Source organism: Alteriqipengyuania abyssalis (assembly GCF_019857185.1).
Lineage (GTDB): Bacteria > Pseudomonadota > Alphaproteobacteria > Sphingomonadales > Sphingomonadaceae > Alteriqipengyuania > Alteriqipengyuania abyssalis.
Map to the genome: position 1 here is coordinate 307,215 of NZ_JAHWXP010000001.1, position 15,291 is coordinate 322,505.

General features: G+C 66.4%; 19 protein-coding genes and 1 tRNA gene. 11 read left to right on the forward strand and 9 right to left on the reverse strand.

Features of this window, described 5'->3' with window-relative positions:
- From KYN89_RS01455 to KYN89_RS01470, 4 genes are read left to right on the forward strand one after another with little or no spacing between them, the layout of a single operon-like run.
- Positions 1-801, forward strand: coding sequence for a heme-dependent oxidative N-demethylase family protein (locus KYN89_RS01455; RefSeq protein WP_222823481.1), 801 nt, complete (start codon positions 1-3; stop codon positions 799-801).
- Positions 798-1,184 (forward strand): lysozyme inhibitor LprI family protein, encoded by a 387-nt coding sequence (locus KYN89_RS01460; protein ID WP_222823482.1) that lies wholly within the window; start codon positions 798-800, stop codon positions 1,182-1,184. Before KYN89_RS01455 ends, KYN89_RS01460 begins: the two co-directional genes overlap by 4 nt.
- Entirely contained in the window at positions 1,184-3,220 is a 2,037-nt protein-coding gene (locus tag KYN89_RS01465; protein WP_222823483.1) for an acetyl-CoA carboxylase biotin carboxylase subunit, read from the forward strand. The genes KYN89_RS01460 and KYN89_RS01465 overlap by 1 nt, the downstream gene beginning before the upstream one ends.
- Positions 3,220-3,591, forward strand: coding sequence for a tRNA-binding protein (locus KYN89_RS01470; protein WP_010237290.1), 372 nt, complete (start codon positions 3,220-3,222; stop codon positions 3,589-3,591). The genes KYN89_RS01465 and KYN89_RS01470 overlap by 1 nt, the downstream gene beginning before the upstream one ends.
- A gap of 21 nt (positions 3,592-3,612) precedes the next feature.
- Here the strand turns inward: KYN89_RS01470 and aroB are convergent, their stop codons facing one another.
- Both aroB and KYN89_RS01480 read right to left on the reverse strand, forming a co-directional pair.
- Entirely contained in the window at positions 3,613-4,731 is a 1,119-nt protein-coding gene (gene aroB, locus KYN89_RS01475; RefSeq protein ID WP_222823484.1) for a 3-dehydroquinate synthase, read from the reverse strand.
- A complete protein-coding gene (locus KYN89_RS01480; protein WP_222823485.1) occupies positions 4,719-5,291 on the reverse strand; it encodes a shikimate kinase in 573 nt (190 codons plus the stop codon). The genes aroB and KYN89_RS01480 overlap by 13 nt, the downstream gene beginning before the upstream one ends.
- Before the next feature lie 30 nt (positions 5,292-5,321).
- Between KYN89_RS01480 and KYN89_RS01485 the strand changes: the two genes are divergently transcribed.
- The 5 genes from KYN89_RS01485 to KYN89_RS01505 all read left to right on the forward strand — a co-directional run bounded on the left by KYN89_RS01485 (position 5,322) and on the right by KYN89_RS01505 (position 10,793).
- Entirely contained in the window at positions 5,322-5,498 is a 177-nt protein-coding gene (locus KYN89_RS01485) for a hypothetical protein (protein ID WP_222823486.1), read from the forward strand.
- Positions 5,495-7,318, forward strand: a complete 1,824-nt coding sequence (locus KYN89_RS01490; protein ID WP_222823487.1) for a hypothetical protein — start codon at positions 5,495-5,497, stop codon at positions 7,316-7,318. Before KYN89_RS01485 ends, KYN89_RS01490 begins: the two co-directional genes overlap by 4 nt.
- Position 7,319: 1 nt before the next feature.
- A complete protein-coding gene (locus KYN89_RS01495; RefSeq protein WP_222824077.1) occupies positions 7,320-8,234 on the forward strand; it encodes a tyrosine recombinase in 915 nt (304 codons plus the stop codon).
- On the forward strand, positions 8,228-9,184 hold the full coding sequence (locus KYN89_RS01500; RefSeq protein ID WP_222823488.1) for an acetyl-CoA carboxylase carboxyltransferase subunit alpha: 957 nt from the start codon (positions 8,228-8,230) through the stop codon (positions 9,182-9,184). Before KYN89_RS01495 ends, KYN89_RS01500 begins: the two co-directional genes overlap by 7 nt.
- 130 nt (positions 9,185-9,314) lie before the next feature.
- Positions 9,315-10,793, forward strand: a complete 1,479-nt coding sequence (locus KYN89_RS01505) for a M48 family metalloprotease (RefSeq protein ID WP_222823489.1) — start codon at positions 9,315-9,317, stop codon at positions 10,791-10,793.
- Positions 10,794-10,886: 93 nt separating this feature from the next.
- On the opposite strand, the gene KYN89_RS01510 is transcribed toward KYN89_RS01505, so the two are convergent.
- Both KYN89_RS01510 and KYN89_RS01515 read right to left on the reverse strand, forming a co-directional pair.
- The gene (locus KYN89_RS01510) at positions 10,887-11,060 is read right to left on the reverse strand and encodes a Flp family type IVb pilin (RefSeq protein WP_197636053.1); all 174 of its coding nucleotides are present in this window, start codon (positions 11,058-11,060) and stop codon (positions 10,887-10,889) included.
- A gap of 110 nt (positions 11,061-11,170) precedes the next feature.
- Entirely contained in the window at positions 11,171-11,359 is a 189-nt protein-coding gene (locus KYN89_RS01515) for a Flp family type IVb pilin (RefSeq protein ID WP_197636054.1), read from the reverse strand.
- A 113-nt stretch (positions 11,360-11,472) separates the two neighbouring features.
- On the opposite strand from KYN89_RS01515, the gene KYN89_RS01520 reads away from it, so the two are divergent.
- Both KYN89_RS01520 and KYN89_RS01525 read left to right on the forward strand, forming a co-directional pair.
- Positions 11,473-11,889: a (deoxy)nucleoside triphosphate pyrophosphohydrolase gene (locus tag KYN89_RS01520; RefSeq protein WP_346727174.1), complete on the forward strand. Its 417-nt coding sequence runs from the start codon at positions 11,473-11,475 to the stop codon at positions 11,887-11,889.
- 84 nt (positions 11,890-11,973) lie between these two features.
- Positions 11,974-12,050 (forward strand) — tRNA-Arg (locus tag KYN89_RS01525).
- 177 nt (positions 12,051-12,227) lie between these two features.
- Here KYN89_RS01525 and KYN89_RS01530 read toward each other — a convergent pair.
- The 5 genes from KYN89_RS01530 to KYN89_RS01550 form a co-directional block, all read right to left on the reverse strand.
- Positions 12,228-13,013, reverse strand: coding sequence for an NUDIX hydrolase (locus KYN89_RS01530; RefSeq protein ID WP_222823490.1), 786 nt, complete (start codon positions 13,011-13,013; stop codon positions 12,228-12,230).
- Positions 13,014-13,255: 242 nt separating this feature from the next.
- Complete coding sequence (gene grxD / locus KYN89_RS01535) at positions 13,256-13,585, reverse strand: Grx4 family monothiol glutaredoxin (RefSeq protein WP_222823491.1); 330 nt, start codon at positions 13,583-13,585, stop codon at positions 13,256-13,258.
- Between the two features lie 35 nt (positions 13,586-13,620).
- On the reverse strand, positions 13,621-13,854 hold the full coding sequence (locus KYN89_RS01540) for a BolA/IbaG family iron-sulfur metabolism protein (RefSeq protein WP_222823492.1): 234 nt from the start codon (positions 13,852-13,854) through the stop codon (positions 13,621-13,623).
- A gap of 5 nt (positions 13,855-13,859) precedes the next feature.
- Positions 13,860-14,183 (reverse strand): DUF1476 domain-containing protein, encoded by a 324-nt coding sequence (locus KYN89_RS01545; protein ID WP_222823493.1) that lies wholly within the window; start codon positions 14,181-14,183, stop codon positions 13,860-13,862.
- A 92-nt stretch (positions 14,184-14,275) separates the two neighbouring features.
- Positions 14,276-15,277 carry an NADPH:quinone oxidoreductase family protein gene (locus KYN89_RS01550; RefSeq protein ID WP_222823494.1) on the reverse strand — a complete coding sequence of 334 codons (1,002 nt, stop codon included), beginning with the start codon at positions 15,275-15,277 and terminating at the stop codon, positions 14,276-14,278.
- Positions 15,278-15,291 lie beyond the last annotated feature (14 nt).

The window sequence follows — 15,291 nt, forward strand, 5'->3', positions numbered from 1 at the left end:
TTGTCGCTCGGCTTCTCCGTCGACGAGCTGCTGCCCCGTGCGCGCGGCGGCGGGCAGCTCAAGATGGGGCTGGTGAAGCTGGGCGGGAACGATTGGCTCCAGCCCGATCCAGACCTGGCTGCGCGTGCGGAAGGTTTTGCGCAATTCCCCGAGGGCATCCAGCTGACGCCCGAGGGCGAAGCGGCGGGGCGCGAGCTTGCCACGGGGTTGGGCGTGTCGGGCGGGCTCGCCGAGGCGGCCCACGCGCATCACGAGGATATGTGCCTGCTCACCCGCCGCGAAGACGAGGAGCATTATCGCCTGGTCGGGGCGGCAGTCGCGTGGCCATCTGATTGGACGCCTGCCGACAAGATGGGGCTGCCGTTGCGTGCGCTCCACGCACCGATTCAGGGGTACGAGGAACAGCTCGCCAGCGGGGTCGACCGTTTCATGGAGAAGCTGCGGCCCGGCCCGATCTATGGCCGCGCCAACTGGTTTATCGCCGCAACGCCAGACATGCGCTGGGTTGCCGAGCCGCCGGAACGGGCCTTCGCGCATGTGACGCAGGACAACGCCGGCACCACGCTGTTCGTGCGCTCAGAACGCCAGACGCTGCGCCGCCTGCCGCGCACGGGCGCGATCCTGTTCACGATCGGAATCTACGTCTCGCCCTTGGGTGCGCTCTCGCCCGCGAACATCCACCGTCTGGCCAACGGGCTGACAACCTTGCTCAATGGTGAGGTGGAGCGCAGGGGAGTGGGGGCTTACGCTAGGGCACTTATCGGCTATGCGAAGGCACGAGAAGAGGAGAGGGACCCATGATCCTGACCGCATTGCTGCTGATCCAGGCGAGCGCGCAAGCCGCGCAGCCGCAGGTCGATTGCGAAAACGCGATGACGCAGATGGACATGAACATCTGCGCAGGGCGGGAGTATCAGGCCGCCGACCGCGAGCTCAACGCGGTGTGGAAGAAAGCGTCGCAGCGCGCCAAGTCGGTCGACAAGGATGTCGGCGGCGGCACCCAGCATCGCGAGCTGCTGGCTGCGCAACGCGCGTGGCTGACCTTTCGCGACGCACAATGTTCGTTCGAGGCGAACCAGTATCGCGGCGGTTCGATCATGCCGCTGATCCGGTCGACCTGCCTCACCGCGCTGACCGAGGCGCGCACCAAGCAACTACGTGAATATCTGGAGTTTCCGGGCTAGTGTTTTCCAAGATCCTGATTGCCAACCGCGGTGAGATTGCCTGCCGCGTCATCCAGACGTGCAAGCGGATGGGGATCGCCACCGTGGCGGTCTATTCCGATGCCGATGCGCGCGCGCCCTTCGTGAAGATGGCGGATGAGGCGGTGCATATCGGTGCCGCTCCCGCAGCCGAAAGCTACCTGCTGGCGGACAAGATCATCGAGGCGTGCAAGCAGACCGGGGCCGAAGCGGTCCATCCGGGCTATGGCTTCCTGTCCGAACGCGCGAGCTTCGTCGAAGCGCTCGACAAGGAAGGCATCGTCTTCATCGGCCCGCCGGCCAAGGCGATCGCCGCGATGGGCGACAAGATCGAATCGAAGAAGCTGGCCAAGGAAGCGGGCGTCAACACCGTGCCCGGCTCCAAGGACGCGATCGACACCACCGAGGAAGCGCTCAAGATCTCGAACGAGATCGGCTATCCGGTGATGATGAAGGCGTCGGCAGGCGGCGGCGGCAAGGGCATGCGGCTCGCGTGGAACGACAAGGATGTCGAGGAAGGCTTCGAGGCAACCAAGCGCGAAGGCCTCAACTCGTTTGGCGACGACCGCGTCTTCATCGAGAAGTTCATCGAAGACCCGCGCCATATCGAAATCCAGATCCTCGCCGACAGGCAGGGCAACACGCTCTACCTCAACGAGCGTGAGTGCAGCATCCAGCGCCGCCACCAAAAGGTGGTCGAGGAAGCGCCGTCGCCCTTCGTGACGCCCGAAATGCGTAAAGCAATGGGCGAGCAGGCGGTCGCGCTGTCGCAGGCGGTCGGGTACTTCTCCGCCGGGACTGTCGAGCTGATCGTCAGCGGCGCGGACAAGACGGGGGAGAGCTTCTACTTCCTCGAAATGAACACCCGCCTGCAGGTGGAACACCCGGTGACCGAGGCGATCACCGGCGTCGATCTGGTCGAATGGATGATCCGCGTCGCAGCGGGCGAAGAACTTCCCTTCAAGCAGGACGACATCGGGATCGACGGCTGGTCGATCGAAACGCGCGTCTATGCCGAAGACCCCTATCGCAACTTCCTGCCGAGCATCGGGCGGCTGGTCCGCTACGAACCGCCGGTCCCGGGCTGGACGGGTGCAAGCGGCCCCGCCGGGCGGCGCGGGCACGAGATGGGCGGCGGCGGCATCCGCGTGGATGACGGCGTGTTCGAAGGCGGCGAAGTCTCGATCTTCTACGACCCGATGATCGCCAAGCTGATCACCTGGGGCCCGACCCGCGATGCCGCGGCGGACCTGCAGGTCGAAGCTCTCGACGCCTTCCGCGTCGAAGGGCCGGGCCACAATATCGATTTCCTGAGCGCAATCATGCAGCACCCGCGCTTCCGCTCGGGCGAGCTGACCACCGGCTTCATCGCCGAGGAATATCCCGAAGGCTTCCAGGGCGCAGCGGTGGACGAGCCGAGGCTGAAGCTGGTCGCGGCGCTGATCGCCGGGGCGCAATGCTCGGTCATGGCGCACGAAGGGCAGATCTCTGGCCGCCTCGATGGTGCGCCCAAGGTGCCCTCAGACTGGGTCGTCAAGATCGACGGGCGCACATTCGAGGTCGTTCTGGGCGAAGGCGGAGCCACGGTCGATGGCGAGTGGATCACCGGCACGACCGACTGGCAGCCGGGCATGGTCCTCGCCGCCGCCAACGGCAATGGCGAGAACCTCGCGATCCAGCTGCGGCGGGAAACCAGCGCGATCTGGGCGCTGACGACGCGTGGGCGTACGCACAAGGGCCTTGCGGTCCCCGCACGGCTCGCCCCGCTGCTCGATCACATGATCGAGAAGGAGCCGCCTGATCTTTCCAAGATGCTCATCTGCCCGATGCCGGGCCTGCTGGTGAAACTGCACGTGGCAGAGGGTGACGAGGTCCAGCCGGGCCAGCCGCTCGCCACGGTCGAGGCGATGAAGATGGAAAACATCCTGCGCGCCGAAAAGGAAGGCACGATCTCCAGCATCAACGCCGCCGAGGGTGACAGCCTCGCGGTCGACGAGGTGATCCTGGAGCTGGAATAGTGCACCTCTCGCACGAACCCGATGCTCCTGCGGGTGAGCAGATTGCGTTCGACGACTTCCTCAAGGTCGACATTCGAGTCGGCACGGTGGTCGCGGCGCATGAGTTTCCCGAGGCGCGCAAGCCTGCCTACCGGCTGGAGATCGACTTCGGGCCGGCGATCGGCGTGAAGAAGACCAGCGCGCAGATCACCGCGAACTACGCGCGCGAGGAACTCGTCGGGCGGCAGGTCGCGGCGGTGGTCAACTTCCCGCCGCGCCAGATCGGGCCGGTCATGTCCGAAGTGCTGACGCTGGGCTTTGCGGACGAGGCGGGCGAGGTCGTGCTGTTCTCGCCCGACAAGGCAGTGCCCGACGGTTCGCGGCTGTTTTAGGCGGCTTCCATGCCGTGCGCCTCAATGCGCCTGTAGCTGCTCGTCCATGAACGCGGCCACGTCCGCCAGCTCTACATCGCGCGCGACATAGGCCTCGCCGAGGGCGCGCAGCAGGATGAAGGGGACGGTGCCGCCGCCAGCCTTCTTGTCGTGGCGCATGTGATCGGCCAGCACTGTGCCGTCGCAGTCGAGCCCCAGCGCGGAAATCTCGGTGGGCAGGCCTGCACGGGCCAGCGCTTCGGTCACACTTTCCGCGTCTGCCAGCGAGATCAGATCGCGGCGGGCGGAGAATCGCGCTGCCAGCACCATGCCGAGCGCCACCGCCTCGCCATGCAGAAGCCTGTCGCCGAAGCCCGTCTCCGCTTCCAGCGCGTGGCCGAAGGTGTGACCGAGGTTCAGGAGCGCGCGGGCGTCCTTCGTCTCGCGCTCGTCCTCCGCGACGATCCGGGCCTTCATGCCGACGCAATGCGCGATTACCGGCTCCAGCACGGCATTGTCGCAGGCGAGGATCGCTGCGCTGTCCTGATCGACCCGCGCGAAGAACTCGGCATCTCCCAACAGCCCGTATTTGAACACTTCCGCCAGCCCCGCGCGCATTTCTCGCTGGGGGAGGGTGGCGAGGCAGGCGGTGTCGGCGAGCACCAGCGAGGGCTGGTGGAACGCGCCGATCAGGTTCTTGCCTGCGCTCGCATTGATCGCGGTCTTGCCGCCGACGCTCGAATCGACCTGCGCCAGCAGCGTGGTCGGCAGCTGGACGAAGCCACAGCCGCGTTTCAGGATCGCGCAGGCGAAGCCGACCAGATCGCCGACCACTCCGCCGCCCAATGCGAAGACATGATCGGACCGGGTGACGCCGCGCGCCAGCAGCCAGTCGGTCAGCCGCTCTAGCTCAGCCCAGCTTTTCGAGCCTTCGCCGGGCGAGACCTCGTACCAGTCGATCGCGTGGCCATTCGTGGCGAGCGACTGTGTCAGCCTGTCGCCGTGCAACCGACGGGCATTGGCGTCGGCAACGACCGGCACCTTGCGGCCTGACCATGGCGCGATGAACTCGCGGGCCTGAACGATCGCGTCGTCGAGCAGTCCTGCGCCAACCCGTACCTCGTAGCTGCGCCCGGCGAGCGCGACGTTTACGACAGCCACTTCTCAAGCTCCTCGATAATCGTCCACGCGGTGCGGGTGTGGGGGCCTTGCTGGCCCTCGACGCGAATCTGCGCTTGCGCATAATGCGGCGCGCGTTCGGCCAGCAAGCGTTTGAGGATCGCCTCGGGATCGCCGTCGCGCAGCAGCGGGCGCGTGTTGCGGCGTCCGGTCCGCTCGACCAGCGTGGCGATGTCGCAATCGATCCACACCGCGACCGCCTTTTCCAGCACCAGCGCGCGCGTTTCCGCATTGACGAAAGCCCCGCCGCCGGTCGCGATCACGCCGTGCCCTTCCTCGATCAGACGGGCGATCACCCGGCGCTCTCCATCGCGGAAATATTCTTCGCCGAATTCGCTGAAGATCTCTGCGATGGAAAGCCGGGCGGCATCCTCGATCGCGTCGTCCGCGTCGACGAAATTGCATTCCAGCAGGGTGGCCAGCCGCCGGCCCACGGTCGATTTGCCCGCGCCCATCAAACCCACCAGGGTGATCGGCCGGTCGAGGCGTTCCTTGAGCGCGCGGATCCGCGCCCGGTCGGCATGGGAAGGCACTCGGTCCATTGCCCGGTGGCGTAGAGATGGGCTAGGGCGATGGCAACAAAGGGTATCGGACGCGTGCAGATAGACATTTCGCAGACCGCACGGCGGCGTATCGGCGTGGGTGCGCTGGCGATCATCGCAATTCTCGCCTGGGCGTGGTGGGATGGCGGGGAAGAGCCGATGCGGCCGATCACGCAAACCATAGAACTGCCGGGGACCGCCCAATGATGCTGCAACGCAAGGCTGCCTTGCTGGCTGGCGCGGGTCTGCTCGTGCTGGCGGCACCGATCGCACTGGTCGCGGCCAATCCGGCAGCGGTGGTTCCACCCGCCGCGCCCGCTTCGGCACCCAGCGCGGCACCCGCACCGGCCGAAACCGCTACGCCTGCGGGGGAGCCAGCGGGTGAGGTAGCGGCGCAGACCGAAGAGCAATCTTCGAGCAGCTCGAGCAGCAACCGTCTGCCCACGCTGGAAGAGCTCGAAGCGATGGACACGGACGAGCTGGACGAGCTGTTCGGCCTCAAGCCCACCTACGATATCCCGAATGCACAGCGCCGCGCGACCACCCGCGTTGGCATTCTGGCCGAGGACGAGGGCGGTCTGCCCGCGACCTCGCTTGCGCGGCAGCCGCAATCGATCGTCCGCGCCGCGCTGACCGGTACGCAGGGGCGGCTCGTCTCGCGCTGGGGCCATATTGCGCTGCGCCGTGCGCTCGCCAGCCGTCTGGCAGCGCCCGAGGGCATGAGCGGAGTCGAATTCGCAGGGCTTCGCGCCCAGCTGCTCAACCGGATGGGCGAGTTCGGTGCGGCCCGCGCGATCGCGCAGGATGTCGATGTCGATGTGTGGAACGCGCGCCTCTCCAACGCCGCGATCGACGCCTATATCGCGACCGGCGACATCGTGGGAGCATGCCCGCTGACCATGCTGCGCGCCGGGTATCGCGACGATGTCGAGTGGCAGATGCTGCGCTCGATCTGCAGCGCCTATGCCGGCGAAGCTGCGCGGTCGCGCAACAATCTGCTGCAGCTGCGCGACCGCCAGAGCGGCGAGGATGGCAACGTCATCGACGTGCTGCTGGCGCAGCGCTTCGCCGGTGCGGCAGGGTTGGGCAACAGCGCGGTCACGATCGAATGGGACGATGTCGATGAGCTGACCCCGTGGCGCTACGGCCTCGCCGCGGCGCTGGGGATCGAGATTCCCGATCGTCTGATCGACGATGCCGGACCCTATTACCAGCGCGTCTCCGCCTCGCTCCCCGCATTGCCGCTGTCGCAGCGGGTCGAGGGTGTCCGGCGCGCCGCGCGCGAGGGCATCTTCTCCTCCGCCGCGATGATCGATGTCTATGCGCAGGGCTATGCCGCCAGTCGCGAGGAGGGGCCGCTGGGCACCGATGCGGCGCTGCTGCGTGCGGCCTATGTCGACCCCGATCCGGCCGCGCGGGTGACCGCGATCCGCACCCTGTGGGGCGATGCGGAGACGATTCCCTACGACCGGCAGGTGCTGACCGCCTATGCCGCCGCACGCATCCCGGCGAACGATGGTTTCGCCGCCGACGCCGGGCCGCTGATCGCCTCGATGCTCACCGCCGGGCTCGATCGCGATGCCGCGCGCTGGCGCGAGATCGTCGATGAAGGCGATGCGGGCTGGGGGCTGCTCGCGGTCGGCCTGCCGGGCAATAGCGGGCAGGTTTCCAGCGGGGCGATCGATTCCTATCGCGACAATGATCAGACCACGGGCACGCGGCGCACGCGGATGCTGGTTGCCGGGCTCGCCGGGCTGGGCCGGATTTCGGACGGCACCCGCAATGCGTGGAACCGCGATCTGGACCTGGAGCTGGGCCGCGAAACCCGCTGGAGCGCGCTGATCGACCGCGCGGGCGAGGTGCGCAATGCTGCGCTGGTCACCATGCTGATGGGCGTGGGGATGCAGGGCGACGACTGGAGCCGGATGACCCCGCGCCACCTCTATCACATCGTCTCCGCATTGCGCCGCAGCGGGATGGAAGCCGAAGCGCGGATGATCGCGGCGGAGGCGCTTGCGCGCACCTGACATGGGCGCGCGGGCGATAGAGGATTTCCTTGCCGCACTGGCGGTCGATCGCGGCGCGGCGGCCAATACGCTGGCCGCCTATCGCCGCGATCTGGAAGGCGCGGCGGAGATCGTCGGCCCGCTGGAGGATGCCACCCGCACCGACCTTGCCAGACTGGGCGCGGCCTGGGCCGATCTCGCGCCCGCGACCGTAGCGCGCAAAGCCTCCGCGCTGCGCCAGTTCTTCGGCTTTCTGGAAGACGAGGGGCTGCGCAGCGACAACCCTTCCGCCGCACTGCCGAGCCCGACGAAACGCCGCTCGCTCCCCAAAATCCTCGACCATGCGCAGGTCGAGGCGCTGTTCGCGCAGGCCGAGCGTGAGGCGGAGGAGGGCGATCCCGCCCCGCTGCGCCTGCTGGCGATGATCGAACTGCTCTATGGATCGGGCCTGCGCGCGAGCGAGCTGGTCACCCTGCCGCTCTCCGCCGTGCCGCGCGATGCGCCTTTCCTGACGATCACCGGCAAGGGGGGCAAGGAACGGCTGGTGCCGCTGGGCACGCGGGCACGCGCGGTGCTGTCACGCTGGTTGGCGGTGCGCCCCGAAGGATCGCCATGGCTGTTCCCCTCGCGCGGCAAGCACCTCACCCGCATCCGCCTGTATCAATTGCTCAAGGCGCTTGCCGAGCGGTCGGGAATCGATCCCGCGAAGATCAGCCCGCACGTGCTGCGCCATGCCTTTGCCACCCACCTGCTCGAAGGCGGGGCGGATTTGCGCGCCTTGCAAACGCTATTGGGCCATGCGGACATCGCGACCACGCAGATTTATACCCATGTCGAATCCGCCCGGCTGGTCGCGCTGGTGAACGAAAGGCACCCGCTTGCCGATCAAGGGCGCTTGCGCGGCGGGCGACAGGGGGATAGCAGCCGCGAATGCTGACTTTTCTGGATTTCGAGAAGCCTGTGGCCCAGCTGCAGGCGCAGATCGCCGAACTTCGTGCCGCCAATCTGGGCGCCGACGGGGGCGATCAGATCGACATGGGTGACGAGCTTGCCAAGCTCGAGGCGAAGAGCGCGGACATGCTCAAGGGGCTCTACGCCTCGCTCAGCCCGTGGCAGAAGACGCAGGTCGCTCGCCACCCGCAGCGCCCGCATTTCCGCGACTATGTGGAGCATGCCTTCACCGATTTCATGCCGCTGGGCGGGGATCGCTATTTCGGTGAGGATCACGCGATCATCGGCGGCTTCGCGACTCTGCGCGGTCGGCAGGTGATGCTGATCGGGCACGAGAAGGGCCATGACACGCAGAGCCGGATCAAGCACAATTTCGGGATGGGCAAGCCGGAAGGCTATCGCAAGGCGATCCGCCTGATGGATCTGGCCGGACGATTCGGCCTGCCGGTGGTCACGCTGGTCGATACTTCGGGCGCGTTCCCGGGGATCGAGGCGGAAGAACGCGGCCAGGCCGAAGCGATCGCCCGTTCGACCGAGGCGTGCTTGGCTCTGCCGGTGCCGATGGTCGCGACGATCGTGGGCGAGGGCGGTTCGGGCGGTGCTGTGGCGCTGGCCAGTGCCGAACGGGTGCTGATGTTCGAACACGCTATCTATTCCGTGATCTCGCCCGAAGGCTGCGCCTCGATCCTTTGGCGCACCGCCGAAAAGGCGGCCGACGCTGCCGAGGCAATGAAGGTCACCGCGCAGGATCTGAAGGAACTGGGCGTGATCGACCGGATCGTGCCCGAACCGGTCGGCGGCGCGCATCGCGACCCCAAGGCCGCGATCCGCAATCTTGCCGACACGATCGACGACGAGCTGACGACGCTCGCACGGCAGGATGTGACCTATCTGCAGGAACGGCGCGCGGACCGCTTCCTCGCCATCGGTACCTGAAGCGGTGGCATCCGGTTGGCCTGCCAGCCGACCGGGAACCGTGCGGCAACCCTGAAAGTTGAGGCAGTTAACTCGCGTGAGCGCACCCAGCGCACGCGCGACATGCCACCGACAGGGGAGAGAATACCGCATGATCCGCCGCAAGACGCTCGCACTCGTTTCGCCCATTGCCATAGCGTTCGGCCTGTCCGGCTGCGCGGGCGTGGGCGGGGGTAACATTCCTGCCGCCAACACCCCGATCACGCAGAGCGAGGCGCAGCAGGGGCGTGAATATCATACGCAGATCCTGCAGGAATTCGGCGGAGCGATGCAGGGCAACACCGCCAATTACGTGCGCGGCGTGGGCCAGCGGATCGCGGTGGAATCAGGTCTGGCGCGCACGCCGGATGCCTTCACCGTCACCCTGCTCAACAGTTCGGTCAACAATGCCTTCGCGACCACCGGCGGCTATGTCTACACCACCCGCCAGCTGGTCACGCTGATGAACAACGAGGCGGAACTGGCGGGCGTGATGGGGCACGAGGTCGGCCACGTCGCCGCGCGTCACGCGCAGCGCCGCCAGCAGACGCAGCAGCAGAACACGCTGCTCGGCGCGGCGGGTGCGATCCTCTCGGGCATCCTGCTCGGCGACAGCCAGCTTGGCTCCACGCTGGGTCGTGCGGCCTTGCAGGGTTCGCAGCTGCTGACGCTCAGCTTCTCGCGCTCGCAGGAGGAGGAGGCGGACCAGCTCGGCGTGCGCTACCTCTCTCAGGCGGGCTATGATCCGCTGGCGATGAGCACCGTGCTCGAAAGCCTTGCCCGCCAGTCCGCGCTCGATGCGCAGTTGCAGGGGCGCGACAATGCCAACCTGCCCGAATGGGCCTCGACCCACCCGGACCCTGCGTCGCGCGTGCGCGATGCGGCGACGATGGCGGCGGGCCTGCCGGGCACCACGCTCAACCGCGATGTCTTTCTGCGCAATATCGACGGGCTGACCTATGGCGACGATCCGGCGCAGGGCGTGGTCGAAGGGCGCGAGTTCATCCATCCCGATCTGCGCTTCGCCTTCACCGCGCCGCAGGGCTTCTATCTGGTCAACGGGTCGGACTCGGTCTCGATCAACGGCCAGTCGGGCCAGGCGGAACTGCGGGTCGCGCAGTCGAGTGGCAGCCTGACGCAGTTCGTCAGCCGCGCATTCCAGTCGCTCGCCGGGCAGGGCCAGTCGATCAGTCCGCAGATTCAGACCACCACGGTCAACGGGCTGCCCGCAGCCTACGGGATCGCGCGCGCCAATTCGGGCGGCAACCAGCTGGATGTGATGGTGTTCGCCTACGATATGGGCGGCGGCCAGACCTACTACTACCAGGCGATCGCGCCGGCGGGCCGGTCGGGCGTGTTCACCCCGATGTTCGAATCCTTCCGCCGCATCAGCACGGCAGAGGCGAACCAGGTGGTCCCGCGGGTGATCGACGTGGTCACCGTGCAGCGGGGCGACACGGTTGCCTCGCTCTCGCGCCGGATGGCCTACAGCACCGGGCAGGAGGCGCGCTTCCGGGTGCTGAACGCGCTGGACAGCAATGAAGGCCTTCAGGCCGGGCAGCAGGTCAAGCTGGTGGTCCGCGGGCGCTGAACGCGTCCGTGCCCGACATCCGCAGCGCACGAAAGAAAACGGCGGGGATCGCTCCCCGCCGTTTCCTTTATCCGTTCGCTTTCGCGAGAGAGCTTAGTTGGCCTTCGGCGCCATGTCGGTCGACACGGTCGTGAAGGTGTTGCTCAGCTGGTTGCCGAGGCTGCCCATCGCGGTGATCGCGGCGACGGCGATAAGAGCTGCGATAAGGCCATACTCGATGGCGGTCGCGCCCTGGTCGTCATTCATCAGTTCACGGAAGAATTTCATGATCGGTCTCCTGTTATCGTCTTCGTTACCCGGCTCTGCCCACGTCCCCTTGGAAAGAGCAGGTGCCGGTCTAGGGATCATTCGTTGAAAAAGAGCTAAGAGCGCGCCGGCTAGCTGTCGCTGCGGGCGATCGCGTCGGCGGAGGTCGTGCGCACCGTGTCCCACGTGCCGATGACCCCGTCGGAAAAGGTGCCGATCGCGCCGACCATCGCGAGGAACACGAGGGCGAGGATCAGGCCGTATTCCACTGCGGTTGCGCCACGTTCGTCGCGGGTCAGCCGGTACCAGAAGCGGTTCATTGTGCAGCCCCCACGAATATGTGCCTTCGGGCACAGCCTCTGCTCGCATTGAGCCGAGAATAGGCGCATTCATGGCGCACCAGGGTTAAGGCACCGTAAAGCAGAGCACCAAGGTGGCAAATATTCCGACATACCTGCCCGTAGTGGCTGGCGCGATCGGGGCGCAGGACGGCCGGTGGCTGATGCACCGGCGGCCCGAGGACAAGGCGCATGGCGGCCTGTGGGAATTTCCCGGCGGCAAGATAGAGGCGGGCGAGGGCGCCCGTGCGGCGCTGGTGCGCGAGATTGCCGAGGAGTGCGGGCTGGAGGTCGATCCGGCGCAGATGGTCGAGGCGGGCTTTGCCGCGCAGGACCCTGCGCAGTGCGACGGTGGCCGCCCGATCCTCCTGCTGCTGTTCCGTTGTCCTGCGTGGACGGGGGAGGCCACCTCGCGTGAAGGAGGGCAGTGGCGCTGGTGTACGCGCGACGAGATCGAGGGGCTCGCGATGCCGCCTCTGGACCGGGTTCTTGCCGCGCAATTGTTCGTCTGACCCGCCCTGTGGGAAAACATTCCGGATTTTCGTCACAAAACCATTGCCAAGCCGGTCTGCCCTGCTATGTGCGGCGCCTCACGGGCGCCCGTAGCTCAGCTGGATAGAGCACCAGACTACGAATCTGGGGGTCAGAGGTTCGAATCCTTTCGGGCGCGCCATTAAAAAGGCCCAGTTCCTTCACCGGAACTGGGCCTTTTTTGATTGGTGCCGATTGAAGCTGCGCTGCGCGAGATGGCACCGTTAGCCACTGCGCAGGGTGCACCGGCAGCCGCGCTCCTGCGGCAAGCTTTCAGGAATGTTCTGCAAGAGCGTGCGGGCCCGCCCTCTAACGAGCCTCAGCTCCGTTTGGCGCCGTCCAGCGGCACGGAGGTCACGGGATAGCCGCAACCCTCTGGGATGCACAGGCTGCGACCTTCCGGCCGCTCTTCGACCCATGGGACGATCGTGGGGAGCGGCGTCGTCTGCGCGTGGTCCCTGGCCTGATCGAAATCGTCGAACTGCGCCAGCCGCTCAAGGTTGCGGCGGGTGGGAAAGATGAGGTCGATCTCGCCGCGATCGGCACCCGCCAGCGCATCGTGCGCGCTGGTCCAGAACAGGCGCGTGTTCTCCTGCGCATCGACCGCGATATCGACCGCGCCGGTGCCCAGATCGGCGATGTAGAAGCGCGTGTCGAAAATGCGGGGCAGGCGCTCGTTTTTCGGAAACCAGCGCGCGAAGGGGACGAGATCGTCGAGCGCGATGCTCCAGCCCATGCGCTCCAACACGGGAAGGAGGCTTTTCTCCTGCAGCAGGATCGCGCGCGCCTCGGCAGCGGATTGCGCGTCGATCGCGCCGCGCAGGCCCAGCGCAAGGCCGGTTTCCTCCAGTGTCTCGCGGATCGCGGCGATCTGGTGCGCGGCTTCATCAAGGTCGACGTAGCCGGCCTGACGCGCGAGGTTGTAATCGCTCGGGTCCACGCGGCCACCGGGAAACACCGCCATGCCGCCCGCAAAGGCGAGCGAGCGGGAGCGGACCTGCATCAGGATCTGCGGCGCGCCGCCATCGGGCGCATGGCGGAAGATCACCACGGTCGCGGCGGGGATGCCATCGCGGGGGGCATCTTGGTCTACGCTGCCAGCCATGATCCGTTGCCTAACCTGCTGTCGGGATTTCTTACAATGCCCCTGGTGGTCCCAAATGCGTTAACCACCGCATACCGCAGACAGGCTGCATCGGGGGGAACTGGCACGGGAGGTGCATAGCAATATGCGTCCCTGTACTTCGTACAAGAGGCGGGGCCGGTGGTCTCCCGGCCCCGCCTCCCCGAAGTTTTCCATATGGTGCGCCGACAGGCGCGGCCCGCCCAAAAGCAGGTCATGCCGGCTCAATCGGCCGTCTTCACGCCCTTGTCGGTGAACATCTGCTGGAGCTCGCCGGCCTCGAACATCTCGGTCATGATGTCGCTGCCGCCCACGAACTCGCCCTTTACGTAGAGCTGGGGGATGGTCGGCCAGTCGGAATACGCCTTGATCCCCTGGCGGATTTCCATGTCCTGCAGCACGTCGACGCTTTCGTAAGTCACGCCGCAATGGTCGAGGATGTGGACCGCACGGCTGGAAAAGCCGCATTGGGGGAAAAGGGGCGTGCCCTTCATGAAAAGGACGACCTCGTTTTCGCCGACGATGCCGGAGATGCGTTCCTTGGTGTCTGTCATTTCAAATGTACCGCTATTGCTTGACCTGTCGGTGGTCACTTGGGAGGCTCGGTGGTCAGTTGCAAGGCGTGGAGCACGCCGCCCATCTTCCCGTCGAGCGCCTCGTACACCAGCTTGTGCTGCTGAACGCGGCTTTTCCCCGCGAATTGGGGCGCGACGACCTTGGCTGCCCAATGGTCGTTATCCCCGGCAAGGTCGCGCATCTCGACCTCGGCACCGGGCAGCGCGTCCTTGATCATCGCTTCGATTTCGTCGGCTGACATCGGCATGATGCTTACGTCCCGCTGATCAGCTGGCGGCGTGCCTCGACTTCGCACTCGGCGAGCTTGGCGCGCACCGCGGCCTCGTCGACATCGCAGCTGGCTGCGGTGAGATCGCCGAGAACCTTGCGGATCACGTCTTCCTCCCCCGCTTCCTCGAAATCGGCCTGAACGACCGCCTTCTTGTAGCTGTCGGCCTCTTCTGCAGTCAGATTCATAAGGTCGGCGGCCCATTCGCCGAGCAGGCGGTTGCGCCGCGCGGCGACCTTGAATGCGGTCTCCTCGTCGAACGCGTACTTGGCTTCCTCGCCGCGTTCCCGATCCTTGAAGCTGGTCATGTGTGTCGTTGCCTGTTGATAAGCGCCCCGCATCGGGGCTGAAGGTATTGTGTGGCAGATAGTCGCGGGCGGCCGAAGCCGCAAGCGAGCTGCTATGTGTCCATTACCACCACCAGCTTGCCGATGGCCTGCCGGTTTTCGAGCTTTTCGATCGCACGGGCCGCATCGTCGAGGCTGAAGGTCTCGCTCACCTGCGGGGCGATCTTGCCGTCCTTCCACATCTCGAAGAGCTCGGCGATGTTCTGCGCGTTGCGCTGCGGTTCGCGCGCAGCGAAAGCACCCCAGAAGACGCCCCGAATGTCGCAGCTCTTGAGCAGGGTGAGGTTGAGCGGCATTTTCGCGATGCCCGCAGGGAAGCCGATCACCAGGAAGCGGCCTTCCCACGCGATGGAGCGCAGCGCGGGTTCGGAATAGTCGCCGCCGACGATATCGACCACGATGTCCGCGCCGCTGGCGCCGACCGCTTCCTTGAACGCTACAGCCAGCGCCTTGGACTGGTCCTTGTCGAACGGGGCGCGCGGATAGACCACGGTCTCGTCGGCGCCTGCATCCTTGGCGACCTTGGCTTTCTCGTCGCTTGAAACCGCCGCGACCACGCGCGCGCCATAGGCCTTGGCCAGCTCGATCGAAGCAAGGCCGACGCCGCCTGCCGCGCCGAGCACCAGCACGGTATCGCCCGGCTTGATGTCGCCGCGATCCTTGAGCGCGTGGATCATTGTGCCGTAGGTCATCAGCAGTGCGGAGGCTTCGACCAGGTCGACCCCTTCGGGCACCTTGAACAGCTTGGCGGCGTCGATCGCGACCTGTTCGCGCAGGCCGCCGCTGCCGATCCCCGCGAGCACGCGGTCGCCGACCTGCCAGCCGTCGACGCCTTCGCCAACCGCCGCGATCGTGCCGGAAATCTCGCCGCCGGGCGAATAGGGGCGCTCCGGCTTGAACTGGTACATGTCGCGGATCATCAGCGTGTCGGGGAAATTGATCGCGCACGCGGCAATATCGACCAGCACCTCGCCCTTGCCGGGCTGGACTGCATCGATCTGTTCCACGACGAGCGTTTCGGGCCCGCCCACTTCCTTGGTAAGCACGGCTTTCATCGGGTCTCTCCTCC

Coding starts and splice junctions, on each gene's coding strand:
- KYN89_RS01460 (WP_222823482.1), top strand. CDS start 798: ATGATCCTGACCGCATTGCTGCTGATCCAGGCGAGCGCGCAAGCCGCG.
- KYN89_RS01480 (WP_222823485.1), bottom strand. CDS start 5,291: ATGGACCGAGTGCCTTCCCATGCCGACCGGGCGCGGATCCGCGCGCTC.
- KYN89_RS01485 (WP_222823486.1), top strand. CDS start 5,322: ATGGCAACAAAGGGTATCGGACGCGTGCAGATAGACATTTCGCAGACC.
- KYN89_RS01490 (WP_222823487.1), top strand. CDS start 5,495: ATGATGCTGCAACGCAAGGCTGCCTTGCTGGCTGGCGCGGGTCTGCTC.
- KYN89_RS01495 (WP_222824077.1), top strand. CDS start 7,320: ATGGGCGCGCGGGCGATAGAGGATTTCCTTGCCGCACTGGCGGTCGAT.
- KYN89_RS01500 (WP_222823488.1), top strand. CDS start 8,228: ATGCTGACTTTTCTGGATTTCGAGAAGCCTGTGGCCCAGCTGCAGGCG.
- KYN89_RS01505 (WP_222823489.1), top strand. CDS start 9,315: ATGATCCGCCGCAAGACGCTCGCACTCGTTTCGCCCATTGCCATAGCG.
- KYN89_RS01510 (WP_197636053.1), bottom strand. CDS start 11,060: ATGAAATTCTTCCGTGAACTGATGAATGACGACCAGGGCGCGACCGCC.
- KYN89_RS01515 (WP_197636054.1), bottom strand. CDS start 11,359: ATGAACCGCTTCTGGTACCGGCTGACCCGCGACGAACGTGGCGCAACC.
- KYN89_RS01530 (WP_222823490.1), bottom strand. CDS start 13,013: ATGGCTGGCAGCGTAGACCAAGATGCCCCCCGCGATGGCATCCCCGCC.
- grxD (WP_222823491.1), bottom strand. CDS start 13,585: ATGACAGACACCAAGGAACGCATCTCCGGCATCGTCGGCGAAAACGAG.
- KYN89_RS01540 (WP_222823492.1), bottom strand. CDS start 13,854: ATGCCGATGTCAGCCGACGAAATCGAAGCGATGATCAAGGACGCGCTG.
- KYN89_RS01545 (WP_222823493.1), bottom strand. CDS start 14,183: ATGACCAGCTTCAAGGATCGGGAACGCGGCGAGGAAGCCAAGTACGCG.
- KYN89_RS01550 (WP_222823494.1), bottom strand. CDS start 15,277: ATGAAAGCCGTGCTTACCAAGGAAGTGGGCGGGCCCGAAACGCTCGTC.